The organism is Pseudomonas sp. Leaf58, from assembly GCF_003627215.1.
GTDB lineage: Bacteria > Pseudomonadota > Gammaproteobacteria > Pseudomonadales > Pseudomonadaceae > Aquipseudomonas.
The window spans coordinates 4,508,384-4,526,840 of sequence record NZ_CP032677.1; the positions used below are offsets into that span (position 1 = coordinate 4,508,384).

General features: G+C 63.8%; 19 protein-coding genes. 7 read left to right on the forward strand and 12 right to left on the reverse strand.

Translation table 11 applies throughout. The annotated features are described in order from the left end of the window. Positions 1-147 precede the first annotated feature (147 nt). Entirely contained in the window at positions 148-1,095 is a 948-nt protein-coding gene (locus DV532_RS20985) for a LysR family transcriptional regulator (RefSeq protein ID WP_056801699.1), read from the forward strand. Between the two features lie 175 nt (positions 1,096-1,270). After that, positions 1,271-2,245, forward strand: a complete 975-nt coding sequence (locus tag DV532_RS20990; protein WP_056801697.1) for a D-glycerate dehydrogenase — start codon at positions 1,271-1,273, stop codon at positions 2,243-2,245. A gap of 100 nt (positions 2,246-2,345) precedes the next feature. Here the strand turns inward: DV532_RS20990 and DV532_RS20995 are convergent, their stop codons facing one another. Further along, the gene (locus DV532_RS20995) at positions 2,346-3,248 is read right to left on the reverse strand and encodes a DMT family transporter (protein ID WP_056801695.1); all 903 of its coding nucleotides are present in this window, start codon (positions 3,246-3,248) and stop codon (positions 2,346-2,348) included. Between the two features lie 160 nt (positions 3,249-3,408). On the opposite strand from DV532_RS20995, the gene DV532_RS21000 reads away from it, so the two are divergent. Beyond that, positions 3,409-4,284: an AraC family transcriptional regulator gene (locus DV532_RS21000; RefSeq protein WP_056801693.1), complete on the forward strand. Its 876-nt coding sequence runs from the start codon at positions 3,409-3,411 to the stop codon at positions 4,282-4,284. Positions 4,285-4,878: 594 nt separating this feature from the next. Here the strand turns inward: DV532_RS21000 and DV532_RS21005 are convergent. The 6 genes from DV532_RS21005 to DV532_RS21030 form a co-directional block, all read right to left on the reverse strand. Beyond that, positions 4,879-7,269: a TonB-dependent siderophore receptor gene (locus DV532_RS21005; protein ID WP_056801691.1), complete on the reverse strand. Its 2,391-nt coding sequence runs from the start codon at positions 7,267-7,269 to the stop codon at positions 4,879-4,881. 211 nt (positions 7,270-7,480) lie between these two features. Further along, complete coding sequence (locus DV532_RS21010; RefSeq protein ID WP_056801689.1) at positions 7,481-8,464, reverse strand: FecR family protein; 984 nt, start codon at positions 8,462-8,464, stop codon at positions 7,481-7,483. Beyond that, positions 8,461-9,036 (reverse strand): RNA polymerase sigma factor, encoded by a 576-nt coding sequence (locus DV532_RS21015; protein ID WP_056801687.1) that lies wholly within the window; start codon positions 9,034-9,036, stop codon positions 8,461-8,463. The genes DV532_RS21010 and DV532_RS21015 overlap by 4 nt, the downstream gene beginning before the upstream one ends. Positions 9,037-9,040: 4 nt before the next feature. After that, entirely contained in the window at positions 9,041-9,367 is a 327-nt protein-coding gene (locus tag DV532_RS21020; protein WP_056801685.1) for a DUF3325 domain-containing protein, read from the reverse strand. After that, positions 9,367-10,947, reverse strand: a complete 1,581-nt coding sequence (locus DV532_RS21025; RefSeq protein WP_056801682.1) for a PepSY domain-containing protein — start codon at positions 10,945-10,947, stop codon at positions 9,367-9,369. Before DV532_RS21025 ends, DV532_RS21020 begins: the two co-directional genes overlap by 1 nt. Further along, entirely contained in the window at positions 10,944-11,249 is a 306-nt protein-coding gene (locus DV532_RS21030; RefSeq protein WP_056801680.1) for a DUF3649 domain-containing protein, read from the reverse strand. Before DV532_RS21030 ends, DV532_RS21025 begins: the two co-directional genes overlap by 4 nt. A 227-nt stretch (positions 11,250-11,476) precedes the next feature. Between DV532_RS21030 and DV532_RS21035 the strand changes: the two genes are divergently transcribed. Continuing rightward, a complete protein-coding gene (locus tag DV532_RS21035) occupies positions 11,477-11,824 on the forward strand; it encodes an HPF/RaiA family ribosome-associated protein (protein WP_056801678.1) in 348 nt (115 codons plus the stop codon). A gap of 121 nt (positions 11,825-11,945) precedes the next feature. Further along, positions 11,946-12,236: a DUF3509 domain-containing protein gene (locus DV532_RS21040; RefSeq protein WP_056801676.1), complete on the forward strand. Its 291-nt coding sequence runs from the start codon at positions 11,946-11,948 to the stop codon at positions 12,234-12,236. A gap of 3 nt (positions 12,237-12,239) precedes the next feature. On the opposite strand, the gene DV532_RS21045 is transcribed toward DV532_RS21040, so the two are convergent. Further along, entirely contained in the window at positions 12,240-12,710 is a 471-nt protein-coding gene (locus tag DV532_RS21045; protein ID WP_056801675.1) for a phosphate-starvation-inducible protein PsiE, read from the reverse strand. A gap of 231 nt (positions 12,711-12,941) precedes the next feature. On the opposite strand from DV532_RS21045, the gene DV532_RS21050 reads away from it, so the two are divergent. After that, positions 12,942-13,199: a YebG family protein gene (locus DV532_RS21050; RefSeq protein WP_056801673.1), complete on the forward strand. Its 258-nt coding sequence runs from the start codon at positions 12,942-12,944 to the stop codon at positions 13,197-13,199. Between the two features lie 45 nt (positions 13,200-13,244). On the opposite strand, the gene DV532_RS21055 is transcribed toward DV532_RS21050, so the two are convergent. Continuing rightward, on the reverse strand, positions 13,245-14,264 hold the full coding sequence (locus DV532_RS21055) for a Glu/Leu/Phe/Val dehydrogenase dimerization domain-containing protein (protein ID WP_056801671.1): 1,020 nt from the start codon (positions 14,262-14,264) through the stop codon (positions 13,245-13,247). A gap of 125 nt (positions 14,265-14,389) precedes the next feature. On the opposite strand from DV532_RS21055, the gene DV532_RS21060 reads away from it, so the two are divergent. After that, a complete protein-coding gene (locus DV532_RS21060; RefSeq protein ID WP_056801668.1) occupies positions 14,390-15,196 on the forward strand; it encodes a SirB1 family protein in 807 nt (268 codons plus the stop codon). Here DV532_RS21060 and maiA read toward each other — a convergent pair. From maiA to hmgA, 3 genes are read right to left on the reverse strand one after another with little or no spacing between them, the layout of a single operon-like run. Further along, positions 15,190-15,822 carry a maleylacetoacetate isomerase gene (gene maiA / locus DV532_RS21065; protein ID WP_056801667.1) on the reverse strand — a complete coding sequence of 211 codons (633 nt, stop codon included), beginning with the start codon at positions 15,820-15,822 and terminating at the stop codon, positions 15,190-15,192. The genes DV532_RS21060 and maiA overlap by 7 nt on opposite strands. A gap of 11 nt (positions 15,823-15,833) precedes the next feature. Then, positions 15,834-17,126 (reverse strand): fumarylacetoacetase, encoded by a 1,293-nt coding sequence (gene fahA / locus DV532_RS21070; protein WP_056801665.1) that lies wholly within the window; start codon positions 17,124-17,126, stop codon positions 15,834-15,836. Positions 17,127-17,129: 3 nt separating this feature from the next. Then, entirely contained in the window at positions 17,130-18,431 is a 1,302-nt protein-coding gene (gene hmgA / locus DV532_RS21075) for a homogentisate 1,2-dioxygenase (protein WP_056801663.1), read from the reverse strand. Positions 18,432-18,457 lie beyond the last annotated feature (26 nt).

Sequence of the window (18,457 nt, forward strand, 5' to 3'; positions counted from 1 at the left end):
AGGGGGCGGCAGCACTGGCGATAAGCGCAGATTCCTGCGAATCTTTGTTACCAAAACGGCGATAATCCGCCTTTGGTCGAAGGCAAGTTTTCATACCTTTTGCGTTACTTCGTGACACAATTTTGTCCTCTACATCGAGAGTGACCCATGGACACCCTGCAAAACATGCGTGCTTTCAGTTGCGTAGCGCAGCTAGGCAGCTTTACCGCTGCTGCGGCGCAGCTGGATACCACCACCGCGAACGTGTCGCGGGCGGTCTCCAACCTGGAAGCCCATCTGCAAACAAGGCTGCTCAACCGTACCACCCGCCGCATTGCGCTGACCGAAGCCGGCAAGCGCTACCTGATGCGTTGCGAACAGATTCTTACCTACGTCGAAGAGGCCGAAGCCGAGGCCAGTGACGCCCATGCGCGCCCGGCCGGGCAGTTGAAAGTGCATTCGATGACCGGCGTGGGCCAGCATTTCGTGGTCGATGCCATCGCCCGCTACCGCGAATCGCACCCAGACGTGACCTTCGACCTGACCATGGCCAACCGCGTGCCCGACTTGCTCGACGAGGGCTATGACGTGTCTATCGTGCTGGCCACCGAACTGCCCGACTCGGGGTTTGTGTCGCAGCGCCTGGGCATCACCTACAGCATTGTGTGCGCCTCGCCGGCCTACATCGCCCGCCATGGCGGTGCGCAAAAGCCTGCCGACCTGCTCAAGCACGCCTGCCTGCGCATGGTCAGCCCGGTGATCCCGCTGGAAAAGTGGCTGTTCGACGGCCCGGAAGGCCAGGAGATGGTCAACATCACCAGCTCGCCGTTCATGGTGAATACCGCCGATGCCATGAAGACCGCGATCCGCAGCGGCATGGGTGTGGGCGTGCTGCCGATTTATTCGGCCATCGACGGCCTGCGCGACGGCAGCCTGGTGCGGGTGCTGCCCGAGTACCGCCTGCAGGAGCTGAACCTGTATGCCATCTACCCGTCGCGGCAATACCTGGATGCCAAGATCAAAACCTGGGTCGAGTACCTGCGCAATTCGCTGCCGGAGATTCTGGCCGCGCATGAGGCAGACCTGAAAACCCATCAAGTGCAGATCGCCAACTAAAAAGCTGCTGCATTGCGGGGGTGGACAATGGTAGGTTGCTAACCATTGATTTCGCCTGTGCCGGCCTCTTCGCGGGCAAGCCCGCTTCTACAAGGCACCGCATACCCTGTAGGAGCGGGCTTGCCCGCGAAGAGGCCGGCACAGCCACCACCCCGCCTTGCAGAGAAGTAGCCCGATGAAAAAGACCGTCCTGGCCTTCAGCCGTATCACCCCGGCCATGGCCGAGCGCCTGCAGCAAGACTTCACCGTGATCCTGCCTAACCCCAAGCTCGGCGACATCAACGCCCAATTCAACGAAGCCCTGCCCGAGGCCCATGGCCTGATCGGCGTTGGCCGCAAGTTGGGCCGGGCTCAACTTGAAGGCGCAGCCAAGCTGGAGGTGGTATCCAGCGTGTCGGTCGGTTACGACAACTATGACCTGGACTACTTCAACGAACGCGGCATCGCCCTGACCAACACCCCCGACGTGCTGACCGAAAGCACCGCCGATTTGGGCTTCTCGCTGATCATGGGCTGCGCCCGTCGCACCGCCGAGCTGGACGCCTGGACCAAAGCCGGCAACTGGCAGGCTACCGTGGGCCCGGCTCACTTCGGCAGCGATGTACATGGCAAGACCCTTGGCATCGTCGGCATGGGCAACATCGGCGCTGCCATCGCCCGACGTGGCCACTTCGGTTTCAACATGCCAGTCCTGTACAGCGGCAACAGCCGCAAGACTGCGCTGGAACAAGAACTGGGCGCGCAGTTGCGCAGCTTGGAGCAGCTGCTGGCCGAAGCGGACTTCGTGGTTATCGTGGTGCCGCTGTCCGACGCCACGCGCAAGCTGATCAGCACCCGTGAATTGAAGCTGATGAAGCCAAGTGCCTTCTTGATCAACATCGCCCGCGGGCCGGTGGTGGACGAAGCCGCACTGATCGAAGCGCTGCAGAACGGCACCATTCGGGGTGCGGGCCTGGACGTGTACGAGAAAGAGCCGCTGAGCGATTCGCCGCTGTTCCAGCTACCCAATGCCCTGACCTTGCCGCACATCGGCTCGGCCACCGCCGAAACCCGCGAAGCCATGGCCAACCGGGCAATCGACAACCTGCGCGCCGCGCTGCTGGGTGAGCGACCGCGGGACCTGGTGAACCCGCAGGTGTGGAAGGGCTGATAGCCGCTTAACCTGCGCCGGCCCTTTCGCGGGCAAGCCCGCGCCTACAGGGGATGAGATTGCTGTAGGCGCGGGCTTGCCCGCAAAGAGGGCACCCCCCCTACTTGGCCACCGCAACACCCGCAACCACCCGGGCCTTGGGCTTGCGAAACACCAGCACATTCCCCGCCATCACCGCCACCAGCCCGAGTAATGCCGGCGCCGTCCACTGATACCCCTCGGCCACCGCCGACACATTCAACGCCACCAACGGGAACAGCACCGTGCAATACGCGGCCCGCTCCGGCCCCATGCGCCCGACCAGGGTCAGGTAGGCGGTGAAGGCGATCACCGAGCCCGGCACTACCAGGTACAGCAGCGAGCCGATGTAGCGCGCATTCCACTCCATGCTGAACGGCACGCCGCTGACCACGCAGAATACCGCCAGCATCGCCGCGCCGTAGGCCATGCCCCAGGCGTTGGTGGTCATGGGCCTGAGCCCAGCCTTCTGCTGCATGCTCGACAGCATGTTGCCCGCCGAGAAGCACAGCGTGCCGAGCAAGGCCAGGCCTAAGCCATACAGGGTCTCGCGGCTGGCGGCATGATGGGACAGTTCTGGCCAGAACAGCAGGCCCAGGCCGAGCAAACCCAAGGCGCCGCCGCCCAGCACATTGCTGGCGATCTTCTGGCCGAAGAAGATGCGCGCGTTCAGCGCGTTCCACAGGGTGGCGGTGGAGAACACCACGGCGATCAGCCCGCTGGCGATCCACTGGCTGGCGCTGAGGAAGCAGATGAAGTTGACGCAGAACAGGCACAGGCCTTGGGCCAGGCAGATCTGGTGGCCACGCCGGTTCATCGGTTGCAGGCGCCGGGTGAGCAGCAGGAAGGCAAACAGGATCAGGCCCGCCAAGGCGAAGCGATAGACGATCGAAACCGGTATGGCGACCACGCCCAGTTGCAGTTTCAGGGCGATCCAGGTGGTGCCCCAGATCAGGACGGTGAGCAGGTAGAGTGACAGGTTCATCGGTGGGGCTCCTCAGGCGATCGAGGGCGCAGCCCTCGCCAGTGCCAGCAGTGTTGGCCCTGCCCGACGCTCCCCGCTTGCACAAACTTGCGCATTTGTCCCACGGGTAGCTGTCAGCCCGCCCAAGGCGCAGTAGGATGGCTGGCAAGAGGTACCCGCCATGACCCCACTCAGCCAGTTGCAAGTGTTCAACGCCATGCACGCCTCGCCCCACGCGCGGCTAGAGCTGAGCGCGCACCTGGGCGACGGGCTGGCAGCGGCGTTGTGGCGCAACCGCGACGATGCCCGGGACTACCAGGCGCCAAGCCATCACACCCTGTCGTGCTACATCGCCGACGGCACCGGCACCTTCCGCCGCCAGCGCCCAGGCGACAAAGGCGCGCCCAACAAGCTGTGCGTGATGCCAGCCGGGCAGGAGTCCAACTGGGTGGTCAATGGCGCGATCCGTCTGGCGCACCTGTACGTCAGCGAGGCGCAGTTCGCCCTGGGCTGCGTGCGCCTGCTCGACCGTGAACCGCGCGAACTGCAGTTGCAGGAAGCTACTTTTCTTGACGACCCACAGCAGGCCGCGCGCTTTCGCCAACTGATCACCCTGGCCTGGGACGAGCCAGGCGAGCGCCTGCTGGCGAGCACCCTGGCGCACGCAATCGTCGACCATGCACTGCTTAACCAGGTCGGGCTGCGCCAGGGCTTGCGCCTGAAAGGCGGGTTGGCGCCGAACCTGCGTCGGCAATTGGTCGAGTACATGGAAGCGCAGCTGGACCAGCCCATCACCCTGGGTGAGCTGGCCTTGCGCTGCAACCTGTCCGAATACCACTTCGCGCGCATGTTCCGCGCCAGCTTTGGGCTGCCGCCGCACCAGTACCTGCTGGCGCGGCGGCTGCACCGGGCCTGCCAGCTGTTGCGGCTAGGGGTGATGCCGCTGGGGGAGATAGCCCTGTTGTGCGGGTTTGCCAGTGCCAGCCACTTCAGCAACCGCTTTCGCCAGGCGATGGGTGCAACACCGGGTGAATACCGTTCGGCCTTCAACCTGTGAAGCTGGGGCCGCTCTGCGGCCCATCGCCGGCAAGCCAGCTCTCATAGAACTGCACATAACTCATTGATTTAGCGGGCCATCTGGGAGTGGGTTTACCCTAATGCCAGTCAGTTAAACAATTTGGGGTTGGGCTGATAGGCGCATGTCTTGAGATAGTTGGCGCCTGTGAGATCGAGCGCCGCCCGCGCGGCGCTTCGCGGCACAAGGCCGCTCCCACATCTGTTTCGGGCCAATTATTCCTGTGCCAGATGGGTTGCAGCCTTGATGCACGGCTGGAGATGGGTGGAAAGCAGTTGCGCAACCTTAGATATCGAATGGAACAAACAAGGCAGGCAGAGGTGAACTCACAGGAGTGACTGGCCCGAAACTGATGTGGGAGCGGCCTTGTGCCGCGAAGCGCCGCGCGGGCGGCGCTCGATCTGTGCACCACCTCAAATCCCAAGACATACACCTGCCTGCGAACCCAGTTTTCTGCGCGACAGTGCAGCCCAAAGGGCTGGGTGATCTCCCACAGATACAGCGTCAGCTTAAGGCCTGTGATAAACCTGTGGGAGCTGGCTTGCCGGCGATGGGCTGCAAAGCAGCCCCAACTACCTAGAACTCAAAGGTACTGGACAGGCTCACCTGCCGCGCATCGCCAATCGCCACGAAATACTGGTTCACCGCCGAGCTGTAATACACCTTGTCGAACAGGTTCTTCACATTCAACTGCAACAGCACCTTGTGCTCGTCGAGCTTGGTCTCGTAACTGGCAAACGCATCGGCCACGGTGTAGGACGGCAGGTCAAAGGTGTTGGTCGAGTTGCCGCTACGCTCACCCACATACCGCGCCCCAGCGCCAAGGCGCAAGCGGTCGCCGCCGAACAGGCTGCCATAGTCATACACCGCCGACAGCGAGCCGCTGTGCCGGGCCACGTTTTGCAAGCGGTTGCCCTTCAGGTCCGGGTCTTTGGTCACTTCAGCATCGGTAAAGGCATAGCTGCCGATCAGGCTCCAGCGCTCACTCAGCTGGCCGGTCAGGTCCAGTTCGACACCCCGCGAGCTCACCTCACCGGCATTGCTGTACAGCGTCTCGCCCGTGCCAGTATCGAAGTTGGAAACCAGCACGTTGCGCTTGGTGATATCGAACAGCGCCAGGGTACCGGTGAGGCGCCCAGGCATATCGAGCTTGGCCCCCAACTCCCACGACTTGCCCTCCTCCGGCGCAACCGCCCCGTCCAGCACCACGTTGCCGATCAGCGGCGCAATAGTCGAATTGGGCTTGAACGATTCGCTGTAGCTGCCATAGAACGACAATTGCTCATCGACCTTGTACACCACACCCGCGTGCGGCACCCAAGTCTGGCCGTTGCTGTCGGTATTGGCCTTGAACGGGCGACCGCGACCGGCGTACTGGTCGTATTGCTGGAAGCGCGCACCGGCCACCAGAATCCAATGCTCGTCCAGGTGCAGCGCGTCCTGTGCGAACAATGCATCGGTGCGCAGTTTGTCGGTTTGATCGCTGTCACTGGCACGTACCGACGTGCCCTCCACTTCCTGCCCGTACACAGGGTTGAGGTAACTGAAGGTGGACTGCGCAGTCTGGCGAATCAGGTCACCGCGGAAAATCTTGCGGTTCTCATGGTCGATGCCGAACAACACGTCATTCTGCATCCCGCCCAGTTCGACATTGCCGTTGAGGCTCAGCGTGGCGAACTGGTCGCGGCTCATGGCGTTGTGGGTTCCATCGATACTGCGGGTCAGGGTGCCCTTTGCTTCGTTCACGCCAGTGACGCGAACCTGGCTGGCATCATAGGTTTCACGGTTGAAGCTGTAGCCGAAGTGCAGCTTCCAGTTATCCGCCAGCTGGTGGTCGAGCTCTAGGCGGTACAGGTCAGAACGCCCTTCCATGTCGTTGAACGGCTCATCCAAGCGTCGTGTGGCGGGGATGTTCAGCGGGTGGCCGTCATTGCCAAACGCCGTGCCTCGGTCGAAGGGGTAAAGAAACTCGCGGTGCTCGTAGGCCAGCACCACCTGGGTATCTTCGCCCAGCCAGGCCAGCGACGGCGCCACCAGCGATTCGCGGTGCACACCGTAGTTGCGCCAGTAATCTTCGTCTTCGTGGTCGACGATCAGGCGGTAGGCGAAGTTGCTGTCGCCCAGCGCGCCGCTGCTGTCGAAGCCACCGCCGCTGCCGTTGTTGCCGCTGCCGTAGGTAGAGCCGCGCACGGTCAGGGCGTTGTACTGCTCAAGTTGCGGGCGCTTGCTGACCACGTTGATCACCCCGCCCGGGTCCTGAATACCGTACAGCAGCGAAGCCGGGCCCTTGAGCACTTCGACCCGCTCGGTACTGGCATTGAGGTTGCGGCCCTGCACGACGGGCATACCATCGCGCATGATCGAGCCGTCGCGGTTGTCGCCGAAGCCGCGCTTCATCACCGTGTCGGAGGTACCGCCGAAGTTGTTGCCCTGGGTAATGCCGCTGACGTTGGCCAGGGCGTCGTCAAGGTTGCGTGGGGCCTGATCGCGGAGGACTTGGGCCGGTACCACGTTGATCGCTTGGGGGATGTCTTGGTTGGGGCCCTGCCCGCGCATGATCGAGGCGGTGGCCGGGGGTTGGTAGCTGTAGTCGTCCAGTTGCGAGGTCACGGTGGTGGCCTGCAGGTTGAGAGCGCCGGAGGTATCCACCGCTTCAAGGGTGAGGGTGCGTGCATCGACGCGGCGCCAGGCCAGCCCGGAAGTGCCCAGCAGTTGTTGCAAGGCCTGCTCGGCGCCGAACCTGCCGTTCAGCGCCGGGGCCTGCACGGTCGGCAGCGCCAGGGTGTAGACCACGCTCTGGCCGGTGCTGCGGCTGAAGGTGTTGAGTGCCTGGGCCAAGGGTTGGGCCGGCTGGGCGAAGCTATACACCTGCTGTTGCTCGGCGGCGCCGGCAAGGGGGGCGACAGCGACAACAGGCAGCACGAAAAGGCCGAACCAGAGCGGGACGCAACGCGGGGTGAACTTCATGGACGCTGACCTGTGAGTGGGCTATTACTGCGAATGAATCGCACTTCCACTCATTACACGGATGCCACGTCCTGTTACCTCACCCGTTGCCTGAAAATATTTTTCCCTGTGCCGGCTTCTTCGCGGGTAAACCCGCTGGGCATTGCAATGCTTGAGGGCAGCGCTGCCCTTGTAGGAGCGGGTTTCCCCGCGAAGGGGCCGGCACAGGTAATTACCGGATCAACGTCAACCGGCCAAAAACGGTCTGCCACGAAAAGCCCATCACCTTGCCCAGCGAATCCAGCGCCAGCAGTGGTTCGGCCACCGGGAAACTGCCACTGACCTTGCGCTGCCCCAGTTCGCCATCGAGCAACAGAATGCGCCCCGGGTAATAACGCCCCAGGTCCTCGACCACCTGCGCCAGCGGCACCTGGTAGTAATTCAGCCACCCCTGGCGCCAGGCCAGGCGGTTGTCGCTGTCCACCGCCAAGGTGTCGCCCACCTGGCCTGCAGCGTAGGCAGCCTGCTGGTTGGCCGTCAGTTCACGCGCTGAAGCACCGGGCACCGGGCTTATCGCCACACGCCCGCTGCGCACCGTGACTTGGGCGCCCTCGCCCTGCTCGCGCACTTCGAACTGCGTACCGAGTACCCGCACCTCGCCACCGCCAGCTTCGACCACGAACGGCGCGCCGGTATGGCTGACCTGGAAAAATGCCGCGCCATGCAGCAGCCGCACGCGACGCTCGCCCTGCTCGAAATCGACTGCAATTGCACTGCCCGCATCCAGCGTTACCTGTGACTGGTCGGCCAGGGTCACCTGGCGGACCTGCCCGGCACTGCGGTAGTCGGCTTGCAGGTCCTGCAGCCAGTATCCGGGGTGCCAACCACCGGCAACGCCCACGGCCAGCACCAGGCAGGCCGCCACCGCCAGCGCCGTGACCCGCTGCCGCCGCGGGCGCCTGGCCAGGGGCCTGGCCATGGCATCCAGGTAGCGTTGCAGGCTTTCCTGCTCTTCGGCAGCCAACCGCGCCGCCGGGGCAGCGCTGTGCTGCCACAGCAGTTGGGCCTGGGCGTAGGCTGCACGGTGCGCGGGGTCGGCCAGCAGCCAGCGCTTGAACGCCGCCCCCTCGGCTTGCGCGGGCTGCTCATTGATGCGGCTGAGCCACTGCAACGCAGCCTGGGCCTGCACCTCGGTGATCGGGATCGGCGGGCTCATCGGCGGGCACTCCCTGGCCGGCGTGGGGTGGACGCGGGCTCGGCAACACTCGCCTTGCACGCTTCGAGGGCGCGCATCATATGCTTTTCCACAGCACTCTGGGACAGCTGCATGGCCTTGGCGATCTCGCCGTACTTGCAGCCGTGGATGCGGTTGAGCAGGAAAATCTGCCGAGTGCGTTCGGGCAAGGCGCGCAAGGCGGCTTCGATGCGCTGCAAGTCATGGTCAACCTCCACGGCCTGCTCCGGCGCCTGGGCCACGGCTGCCTCGTCCACCGGCGCCGCGGCTTCGGCTACCCGCCCGCGGCTGCCTTCGCTGCGCAGGTGGTCGATGGCCAGGTTGCCGGCGCAACGCAGCAGGTAGGTGTCCAGCGCCTCGACCTTAACCTCGGGGCGGCGCCAGAAGCGCAGGAACAACTCCTGAACCAGGTCCGATGCCGTGGCGTGACAGCCCACTCGGCGGCTTACCAGGGCTTCCATGCGCGCACGCTGGGCTTGGAACACCTGGACGAAAAGCGCACGCCCGCTGCCCCTCTCGGCGTCCGACTCAATCATGTTTCCCGGCTCACTCATGAGGTCACTCGGCGAAAACGGCCAGCAATGGCCCCAGCACCACACTGATGGCGGCCAGCCCCAGCAGCAGGCGGGGCTGGTAAGGCAAGCCGAACACCCACAGGGTCACGCCGGCCATCAGCAGCGCGGTCCATTCCACCAGGCCATGGGCCCAGCCACGTAGTTGTACGCTGAGTAGCAGCGACGCTACCAGCAGCAGCCAACCGGCGCTGCGCAACAGGCGCAACTGCGCGGGGCGTGGCGTGCGCCCGAGCAGGTCGACGAAGTGCTTTTGCATTGCCAAGCACAGGGCAACCAAGCCTGCGAATGCGATCAGGGCGCTACCCAACATCAGCGTGCCTCCGCCGTTTCAGTGCTTGGCTTTTTTACCGCACGCGGGGCGCGTTTAGCCGCCGGCTGGGGGCTGCGCAGCAGCTTGCCGGCCAACCAGGCGAGCCACAGGCCGGTGCCCAGCGCCGTCAGGTCGAAGCCGGCCATAGCCCAGTCGCCCACCCGCAGCGAATGGTTCAGGCCCTGGCCAGTGCTCAGGCCATTGAGCAGCGGCAGCAAGGCAAAGGCCAGCGCGCCCAGCGCCAGTTGCTCGCCCCAGGCCCGGCGCCCGCTGCGACGCAGCACGGCGTGCACCAGCGACAGGCCCCAGGCGATGAAGAAGGCGTTGACCTCCCAATCGGCCCGGCTTCCGACGCCCACGGGGATCAGGCGGTTGGCCCAGAAGAAGCCCGCCACGGCCAGCAGCAGGCCGCTCATGCTGGCGATGTTGAGCACTTCGACCAAGCGCAGTTCGCCCGGCAGGCCCTCACGCTTGGCATGCTTGAGTTGGCGCTTGCCCAGCCACATCACCAGCCCGGTGCCGATCACCGCGGTACCCGCCACGCCAAAGAAGAAATACAGCCAGCGCAGCCAAGGCCCGGCAAAGTTGCCCATGTGTAGCCCGGCAAAGCTGAACGCGGTCATCATCGCCCCGCTCTCCGGCTTGCCCTGGCTCAACAACGCACCGCTGGCACCATCGAAGGTCCAGTTGGCGCTGCGTCGGTAGGCGACGTGGTCGGCTGCCGATTGGGTGAAGGTGACGCGGGCAGTGCGGTCACCCGGGTTGTGCAATTGGATGAAGCCGATGCGCGCGCCCGGCTCCAGCGCCTGTACCTTGGCGTACAGGCTCGGCAACGGCACCAACGGGGCCGGCACATTGGCCACCTTCGGCGCATCATCACGGCCGAACAGCTCGTTGAAATAGCCCCCGGTGTTGTCACCGTAGCTAGCCATGATGCTGGCCGGCATTACCATGTACATGAACAGCACCAAGCTGCTGTAGCTGATCATCAAGTGGAACGGCAGCACCAGCACACCGATTGCGTTGTGGCCGTCCAGCCATGAGCGCTGGCCTTTGCCTGGGCGGAAGGTGAAGAACTCCTTGAAGATCTTCTTGTGGGTGATGATGCCGGTGACCAGCCCGAGCAGCATGATGAACGCGCAGAAGGTCGACAACCAACGGCCAAAGGGATGCGGCATTTGCAGCTGGAAGTGGAAGCGGTAGAAAAACTCGCCTCCCCGGCTTTCTCGCGCCTCGACCGGTTCGCCGGTTTGCGCGTCGAGGCTTTTGCTGACAAAACCCCGGCGCCCGCCAGCCGGGTCGCGCCAGCCCACATTCACTGCGGCTTCGCGCTCGTTGGGCAAGCGGATCATCCAGCTGCCGGCGTGCCCGGCATTACCTTCCAGGTAGCGCTGCGCCAGCCCCAGGCTGGCGGCAGGATCGAGCGCGTGGCGACGCACCTCGGGCTGAGCCCAGTGGTTGATCTCGTCCTTGAAGTACGACAGCGTGCCGGTCAAGAAGATGGCGAACAGCAGCCAGCCAAAGATCAGCCCGGTCCAGGTGTGCAGCCAGGCCATCGCCTGGCGGAAGCCTTCTTTCATGGGTTGCTCATCCAATAGACAAGCCCGTTGACCATTGCCAATACCAGGCTTGGCAATAACACGCCAAACCACGCTCGCCAGGCGCTACGGCAGGCAAAACACCAGATGAAGGCCAGCAGGTAGAAGACAAACGATAGCAACAGGCCAACCAGCGTCGCGTCGACCTTTGGCAATGGCACCAACAACGTGATGCAAACGCTGGCCATGGACGCCAACAGATAACCGCCCAACAACGCTGCCAGGCTGCGTGAAGCCACGGCCAGGCGATAGCTGAGCGAGAGGCCGGCGGTATGGCGCGTCATGGCGAAGGTCCGGGCGTTTACGGGGCTGCAATAATAATGATTTCAATTCTCATAAGCAAAGGCCGCATCAGCTGCGGGCCGCCATTTGCAACAAGAAATTTATTTTCAAAAAGGGCTTGAATTCGTTGCGCGGTTGCCTGACCTTAGAGTCAAGAGGCGCAGAAATTCCAAGGGTCTCAAGGGCCTAGGCGCGTCTCCATGCGAGCAAGCTGAATAAGGATTGAATCATGCAAATCCAGGTCAACAGCAGCAACCATTTCGAAGGCAATGCCCGGCTCGACCAGTGGGTCCGCAGTACACTGGAAAGCTCACTGGAGCGCTACGAGGACGACCTCACCCGCATCGAGGTCCACCTGCGCGACGAGAACGGCGCCAAGCCCGGACCGCATGACAAACGCTGCCAGATGGAGGCTCGCCCCAAAGGCCACCAACCGATTTCCGTAACCCACACCGCCACTTCGCTGGACCAGGCGGTCGATGGCGCCGCCACCAAGCTCAACCACGCCCTGGAACATTTCTTCGGCAAGCTGCGCAGCAAGCGCGGCGCCCTGGAGCTGAGTGACCCAGACGCCTGATTGGCAATGCAGAACGCCCGGCCTACTGCCGGGCGTTTTCGTTTACAGCGATCAATGGCGCTGAACCAAGCGGCGATTTCCCTGGTCAACCTCTGCATTCATTCACCGCAGAAGCACGGCCATGAACAACCCATTCGAACGCATCAGTGCTGCATTCGCACCCGAATACCGGATCAACCTGAGCATCGCGAATCTCGACGGCAGCATCATGCTGACCCTGTCCGACGACGCCGGCGTGGTCGCCAAGCGCCTCATCACCCAAGCCCAACGCAACGACCCGGTGCGCCTGCAGCGGGTAATTGACAGCATACGCCTGGGCCTAGCCATCGAACTCAGCCAGAACCCCATGCAGGTACTGGCCGCGCTGACTCGCGACGCCCGCCACGAGGCGCGTCATTTTGTCGCCAACTGAGCGCTACTTGCCCTCATCCACTTCCTTGCCGTTGGCATCCAGCACCTTGGTCGAGGGGTAGCGGTACGAAGCGTAGCGCACCACCAGAATGGCGAAGGCCAGCAATAGAATGCCGCCGCACACGTACAACAGCCCGACATCCGGCGCTTTGTGGTGCGAGACGTCGCCGATCAGCAGGCGCGTCAGTGCGGTAATGGCCACGTACAGCAGGAAGCGGATGGGCATATGGTTGGTCTTGAAGTAGATCCCCACCATCGCCCCCAGCTCCAGGTAGATGAACAGCAGCAGGATGTCATCGACACTGACCCCACCCTTGCCGAGCATGTCCAGGAACGTTGTCACCGCCGCATAGGCGGTAATTGCGCCAATGCCGAACAGCGCCAGGTAATGGAAGGCCTCGACGCACAGGTTGCCCAGCGAGTCGGCCGAGCCATGCAGGCCCCTGCGCAGTTTTTCTGCCCATTTGATGTTCACGATGTTCCATTCCCCGATACGTCTTGAAGGATGATGCGTCACTGGTGTGACGCTTGTGCCATGCAGTAAAAGGGCCAGGCCCAGCCTTTGGAAGGCGACCGATTGCCGCAAGGCACCTGTGTACTAGGCTTTTGCCGAAAGAATCCGGTTGCGCGATGAGGGCAAATGCCATTACTGTATATAGATACAGTAAAACGCAACGCAACCAGCAAAAAGGCATAGAGGTGATGAATGGCCGTCGAAGTGGTGTACCGCAGCAGCCGCGACCCGGAGCGCTTGTTCATGGATAAGGCCGAAGCAGACCGTCACGACAAGATGCTCGAACTGGCCGAGCGCCTGGCCGAAGTGTTGCACAAGGCAGTGCCGTCGCTGACCGAGCAACAAGTCGAAGAAGCCGGTATCTACATGGCCAAGAACCGCGATGTGTTCGCCCGGGCGTTCAAGAGCCAGCCGGATGCGTTGGCCGAGCTGCTCGAAGCGCCAGTGTAGGCGCGGGCTTTCCCGCGAAAAGGTCAGCCAGGCCAATATCAATCTTCAGCCGTACAACAACCGCTCCGCCAGAAGCTGCGCCACCCGCGCCGGCGAACGTTTCTCTGCCTGCGCATGGCCAAACACTTCGGTCAGCCGGGAAGGTATCCGCGCCAGGTGCGCGGTGATGGTGGCCAGGTCTTCGCCACGATGGGTCAGCGCCACGTAGATCAAGCCACCGGCATTGATCACATAATCGGGCGCATACAGTATCCCACGCGACTCCAACTGGTCGGCCACCTGCAGGGTGGTCAGTTGGTTGTTCGCCGCCCCCGCAACTGCTGCGCAACGCAACTGCATCACGCTCTGCCCGTTCAGCACCGGCCCCAGGCCGCACGGGGCAAAGATATCGCAAGGGGTGCTGATCAACGCATCGTTGGTCACCGGTTTGGCATCGAACTGCTCCATTGCCAACCGCACACGCCCTGGGTCCAGGTCGCTGACCAACAGTTCGGCGCCCACCGCATGCAGTTGCTCCGCTAGCGCATAACCGACATTGCCCAGCCCTTGCACCGCCACCCGCAGGCCTTTCAAGTCGTCGCTGCCCAGCCGGAACGAGGTCGTGGCGCGAATGCCCGCGAACACCCCCATCGCCGCATGCGGTGATGGATCACCGCATGCCGTGGTGCTGGTCACATGCGGGGTGCTTTGGGCAATGCAGTCCATGTCCACGGTAGAGGTGCCGCTGTCCACGGCGATGATGAAGCGGCCTTGCAAGGTATCGATGAAGCGGCCAAACGCCTCGAACAGCGCAGCACGGTTTTCCACATGCGGGTTGCGCATGATCACCGCCTTGCCGCCACCCAGTGGCAGGCCGGCCAGCGCCGCCTTGTAGCTCATGCCCTGGGCCAGGCGAATGGCATCGATCATGGCGCTTTCGTCATCGGCATAAGGCAGGTAGCGGCAACCGCCCATGGCTGGGCCCAACTGCTCGCTGTGAATCGCCACCACCGCCTTCAGGCCCGTGGCCGGGTCGGTGAACAGGTGCAGTGACTGGGTGCGGGTGCTTTGCATCAGTGCGAACATCGACGGGCTCCCCAACGAGGTGCTCCCTCCAGTATAGGCACCGCCCCGGGCCTGACGCCGCCGCCGGACCACTGGACGAAACCGCGCGCCACGGCTAATACTCAAAGGTGTGTGGAGAAGCCCCCATGAAGCCACGTCAAGCCTGCCTGGCCTGCCTGGAACGCGAGCCTGTCGCCCTGCTGGAAGCCGCCTTGTGGATGGCCGCCGAGCACGACCGTAGCGTCGAGCCCGCGGCCAGCCTTGTCACCCTGCATGGCTTGCAACGTGAGATCAGTGCCAACCTGCCAATGCTGCCGCTGTGCGAACTAGCCCAGCCGCTGCTGCGTCAGCTGAATGCGTTGGGCTTTCAGCAGGATGAAAACCACCCCCTGCGCCCGCATGCCGCGATGATGGACAAGGTGCTGCAGCGTCGCCGTGGCCAACCGCTGACCCTGGCCATCCTCGCGCTGGAACTGGCCTGGCGGCTGTCTATCCCCCTTGAAGGCGTAGGCTTCCCCGGCCATTTCCTACTGCGCGTACCGGGTGCCGATCACCTGCTCGACCCCTGTGGGGGCCGGCGGCTGTACCCCAACGATTGCCGGGAGCTGCTGGCTCGCCAGTTCGGCCCGCACATAGCGCTAAGCGCAGAACACATGCGCAGTGCCAGCCCGCTGCAGATGCTACAACGCCTGTCACGCAACCTGCGCCAGTTGCACATCAGCAACGATGATCACCTGGCGGCGCTGATCGATGCCGAGCGGGTCATGCAGCTAGGCCCGGTGCAGGTCAGCGACTATATGACCCGCGCCTCGTTGTACCAGCACCTCGATTGCCCGCAGGCCGAGCGCTTCGACCTGGAGCATGCATTGCTATTGACGGAAGACCCGGCCCAGCGCCTGAAGCTGTCCGAGCGTATCGGCAAGCTTCCGGCGGTGAACCGTTCGCTTCACTGAGCCGGGCTGTCCGGCTGCTGGGCGGGGTGGGCCTGGGCGAATGCCGGGTGCCCAGCCGCCAGGGCAGCAACCCGCAAGATGCGCGGGAAGCTGTCGAGGTCGATGTTGAAGCGCTCGGCCGCATACAACTGCGGGATCAGGTAGACATCCGCCAAGCCTGGCTCAGCACCAAAGCAGAAGCCATGATCACCAATCAATTGCTCTACCGCCGCCAGCCCTTGGCTGATCCAGTGGCCGATCCACTGGTTGACCTGGCTTTCGTCCTGGCCGGCCTGACGCAAGCGGTTAAGCACGCTGACGTTGTGCAGCGGGTGGATGTCGCAGCCGATGATCGCTGCCACGCCCCGCACCTTGGCGCGCGCCGCGGCCGTGGCAGGCAGCAGCGCCGGCTGTGGATAAACCTCTTCCAGGTACTCGATGATCGCTGGCGACTGCACCAGCAACTCACCGCCGTCGGTGCGCAAGGCCGGCACGCGGCCCTGCGGGTTGACGGCGACATAGCCCGCACCGCGCTGCTCACCCTGCAGCAGGTTGACCGGCAGGGACTGGTAGGCCAGCCCCTTCAGTGCCAAGGCAATGCGCACCCGGTAGGACGAGGTGGAACGGTAATAGGTGTACAGCTCCATGCCCAGCCTCCTCAGTTGGCCGCAATGACCGTGCCGCGGCATTCACCGAAGCCGATGCTGGCCACGCCATCACGCGCGCAGCGGGCACGCAGGATGATTTCGTCGCCGTCTTCGAGGAATTTGCGCACCTCGCCACTGGCCAGCTCCACCGGGTGCTTGCCGCCTTCGGTAATCTCCAGCAGGCTGCCGAACGAACCTGGCGTAGCGCCCGACAGCGTGCCCGTGCCGAACAGGTCGCCCGGTTGTAGCTGGCAACCGTTGACGCTGTGGTGCGCAACCAGCTGCGCCACGGTCCAGTACATGCTGCGGGTGTTGCTCAGGGTCAGGCGGTGCGGGGCGATACCCTGCTCGCGCATGCGCTCGGTCAGCAGCAGCACCTCAAGCTCGATATCGAATGCACCGGCGGCTTGGTCGCGCTTGTCCAGCAGGTACGACAGCGGCTGCGGGTCGCCTTCCGGGCGCGCCGGCTGGGCGCAGCGGAAAGGCTCCAGCGCTTCGGCGGTGACCACCCAGGGCGAAACGGTAGTGATGAAGCTCTTGGACAGGAACGGCCCCAGCGGCTGGTATTCCCAGGCCTGGATATCACGCGCCGACCAGTCGTTGAGCAGGCACAGGCCGGCCACGTGCTCGGCAGCATCACCGACGGGGATTGCCTGCCCCATGGCGTTGCCCTGGCCAATCCAGATGCCCAGTTCCAGTTCGTAGTCCAGGCGCGCGCAAGGGCCAAAAGTCGGCTCAGTGTGCCCAGCCGGCAGGGTTTGGCCCTTGGGCCGGCGCACGTCGGTGCCGGACGGGCGGATGGTCGAAGCGCGGCCGTGATAACCGATTGGCACATACTTGTAGTTGGGCAGCAGCGGGTTGTCGGGACGGAACAGCTTGCCAACGTTCTTGGCGTGCTCAATGCCCACGTAGAAGTCGGTGTAGTCGCCGATTTGCGCCGGTACATGCAGCTGGCAGCCACTGGCTGGATACAGTGCCGGCTTCAACGCCGCTTGGTGCTCGCTGTGCTCACCCAGCAGCAGCAGCAGGCGCTCGCGCAAGGCGACGCGGGCAGTACGGCCAAGGGCGAAGAATGCGTTAAGTGCCCCACCGCGGGTCGCTTCGACAGCGGCTTTGGCTTCAGCGTCGAACAGGCCAGCGGCCAACACCGCCTCAAGGTCGAGAATTGCGTCACCGATAGCCACGCCACAACGCTTGGCCTCCCCCGGCCGGCTGAAGATGCCCATTGGCAGGTTCTGCAGCGGGAAGTCGCTGTGCCCGTTGGCGTGCTCGACCCAGCTACGGGCAATGGCAGTGTGGTTCATGGGTTATCTCCGGTTCGGGTTGAAGGTGCTCGGCAAGGTGGCCCAGCAACTATCGTAGTCGGCCTGCAATTGCGGGCACTCGAGGGCTTGCAAGCTCGGGCGCAGCACCTGGCTGGTCTCGAACATGAAGGCCATGGTGTTGTCGATCTTGTGCGGTGCCAGGTCGGCGGCAATCGCCTTTTCGCAGGTTTCGGCGTCGGGGCCATGGGCGCTCATCACCCCATGCAGCGAAGCACCGCCTGGCAGGAAACCTTCGGCCTTGGCGTCGTAGGCACCGTTGATCAGGCCCATGAACTCGTTCATCAGGTTGCGGTGGAACCATGGTGGACGGAAGGTGTTCTCAGCCACCATCCAGCGTGGCGGGAAGATCACGAAGTCCATGTTGGGCAGGCCGTGCACGCTAGTCGGCGAAGTGAGCACGGTGAAAATCGACGGGTCTGGGTGGTCGAAGCTGACCGTACCGAGGGTGTTAAAGCGGCGCAGGTCGTACTTGTACGGCACGTTGCTGCCGTGCCAGGCAACCACGTCCAACGGCGAGTGCTGCAGCTCGCAGGCCCAGTGCTCGCCGAGGAACTTCTGCACCAACTGCACCGGGCCCTCGGCCTCTTCGTAGTGCGCCACCGGGGTGAGGAAGTCGCGCGGGTTGGCCAGGCCGTTGCTGCCAATTGGGCCAAGGTCCGGGATGCGCAGCGGCGCGCCGTGGTTTTCGGCGATGTAGCCGCGGGCTTGGCCATCGAGCAGCTCAACGCGGAATTTCATGCCACGCGGGATCACCGCGATTTCCAGCGGCTCCACCTCCATCACGCCCAGTTCGGTGGCGATACGCAAGCGGCCTTGCTCCGGCACCAACAGCAGTTCACCGTCAGCGTTGAAAAACACCCGCTCCATGGAGCGGTTGGCGCGGTAGATGTAGATGCTCACACCGGCTGGTTTTTCCGCCGCGGCGTTGGCCACCATGGGCAGCCAGCCTTCGATGAAATCGGTAGGTTCGGCGGGGATAGGCTGGGGGTTCCAGCGCAGGCGGTTGGGCGTGACGGCGCCCAGCGGGCCGGTCAGCGGCTGGCGCGCCAGGCGCTCGAAACGCGGGTGTAATGCAGACGGGCGAATGCGGTACAGCCATGTGCGGCGCAGCTCGCTGCGGGTCATGGTGAACGCCGTGCCCGACAGCAATTCGGCATACAGCCCGTAGGGCGCCTTCTGCGGCGAGTTCTGCCCGACCGGCAAGGCACCCGGCAGCGCTTCGCTGGCAAATTCGTTGCCGAAGCCGCTGAGGTAGTGAAGGTCGGGTGACGTATCGCGATTCATCGATGCCTCCGGGCTCTGGCCGAGCC

Excerpts from the sequence above, each read along its gene's own strand:
- DV532_RS20985 (WP_056801699.1), top strand. The coding sequence starts at position 148 with ATGGACACCCTGCAAAACATGCGTGCTTTCAGTTGCGTAGCGCAGCTA.
- DV532_RS20990 (WP_056801697.1), top strand. The coding sequence starts at position 1,271 with ATGAAAAAGACCGTCCTGGCCTTCAGCCGTATCACCCCGGCCATGGCC.
- DV532_RS20995 (WP_056801695.1), bottom strand. The coding sequence starts at position 3,248 with ATGAACCTGTCACTCTACCTGCTCACCGTCCTGATCTGGGGCACCACC.
- DV532_RS21000 (WP_056801693.1), top strand. The coding sequence starts at position 3,409 with ATGACCCCACTCAGCCAGTTGCAAGTGTTCAACGCCATGCACGCCTCG.
- DV532_RS21005 (WP_056801691.1), bottom strand. The coding sequence starts at position 7,269 with ATGAAGTTCACCCCGCGTTGCGTCCCGCTCTGGTTCGGCCTTTTCGTG.
- DV532_RS21010 (WP_056801689.1), bottom strand. The coding sequence starts at position 8,464 with ATGAGCCCGCCGATCCCGATCACCGAGGTGCAGGCCCAGGCTGCGTTG.
- DV532_RS21015 (WP_056801687.1), bottom strand. The coding sequence starts at position 9,036 with ATGAGTGAGCCGGGAAACATGATTGAGTCGGACGCCGAGAGGGGCAGC.
- DV532_RS21020 (WP_056801685.1), bottom strand. The coding sequence starts at position 9,367 with ATGTTGGGTAGCGCCCTGATCGCATTCGCAGGCTTGGTTGCCCTGTGC.
- DV532_RS21025 (WP_056801682.1), bottom strand. The coding sequence starts at position 10,947 with ATGAAAGAAGGCTTCCGCCAGGCGATGGCCTGGCTGCACACCTGGACC.
- DV532_RS21030 (WP_056801680.1), bottom strand. The coding sequence starts at position 11,249 with ATGACGCGCCATACCGCCGGCCTCTCGCTCAGCTATCGCCTGGCCGTG.
- DV532_RS21035 (WP_056801678.1), top strand. The coding sequence starts at position 11,477 with ATGCAAATCCAGGTCAACAGCAGCAACCATTTCGAAGGCAATGCCCGG.
- DV532_RS21040 (WP_056801676.1), top strand. The coding sequence starts at position 11,946 with ATGAACAACCCATTCGAACGCATCAGTGCTGCATTCGCACCCGAATAC.
- DV532_RS21050 (WP_056801673.1), top strand. The coding sequence starts at position 12,942 with ATGGCCGTCGAAGTGGTGTACCGCAGCAGCCGCGACCCGGAGCGCTTG.
- DV532_RS21055 (WP_056801671.1), bottom strand. The coding sequence starts at position 14,264 with ATGTTCGCACTGATGCAAAGCACCCGCACCCAGTCACTGCACCTGTTC.
- DV532_RS21060 (WP_056801668.1), top strand. The coding sequence starts at position 14,390 with ATGAAGCCACGTCAAGCCTGCCTGGCCTGCCTGGAACGCGAGCCTGTC.
- maiA (WP_056801667.1), bottom strand. The coding sequence starts at position 15,822 with ATGGAGCTGTACACCTATTACCGTTCCACCTCGTCCTACCGGGTGCGC.
- fahA (WP_056801665.1), bottom strand. The coding sequence starts at position 17,126 with ATGAACCACACTGCCATTGCCCGTAGCTGGGTCGAGCACGCCAACGGG.
- hmgA (WP_056801663.1), bottom strand. The coding sequence starts at position 18,431 with ATGAATCGCGATACGTCACCCGACCTTCACTACCTCAGCGGCTTCGGC.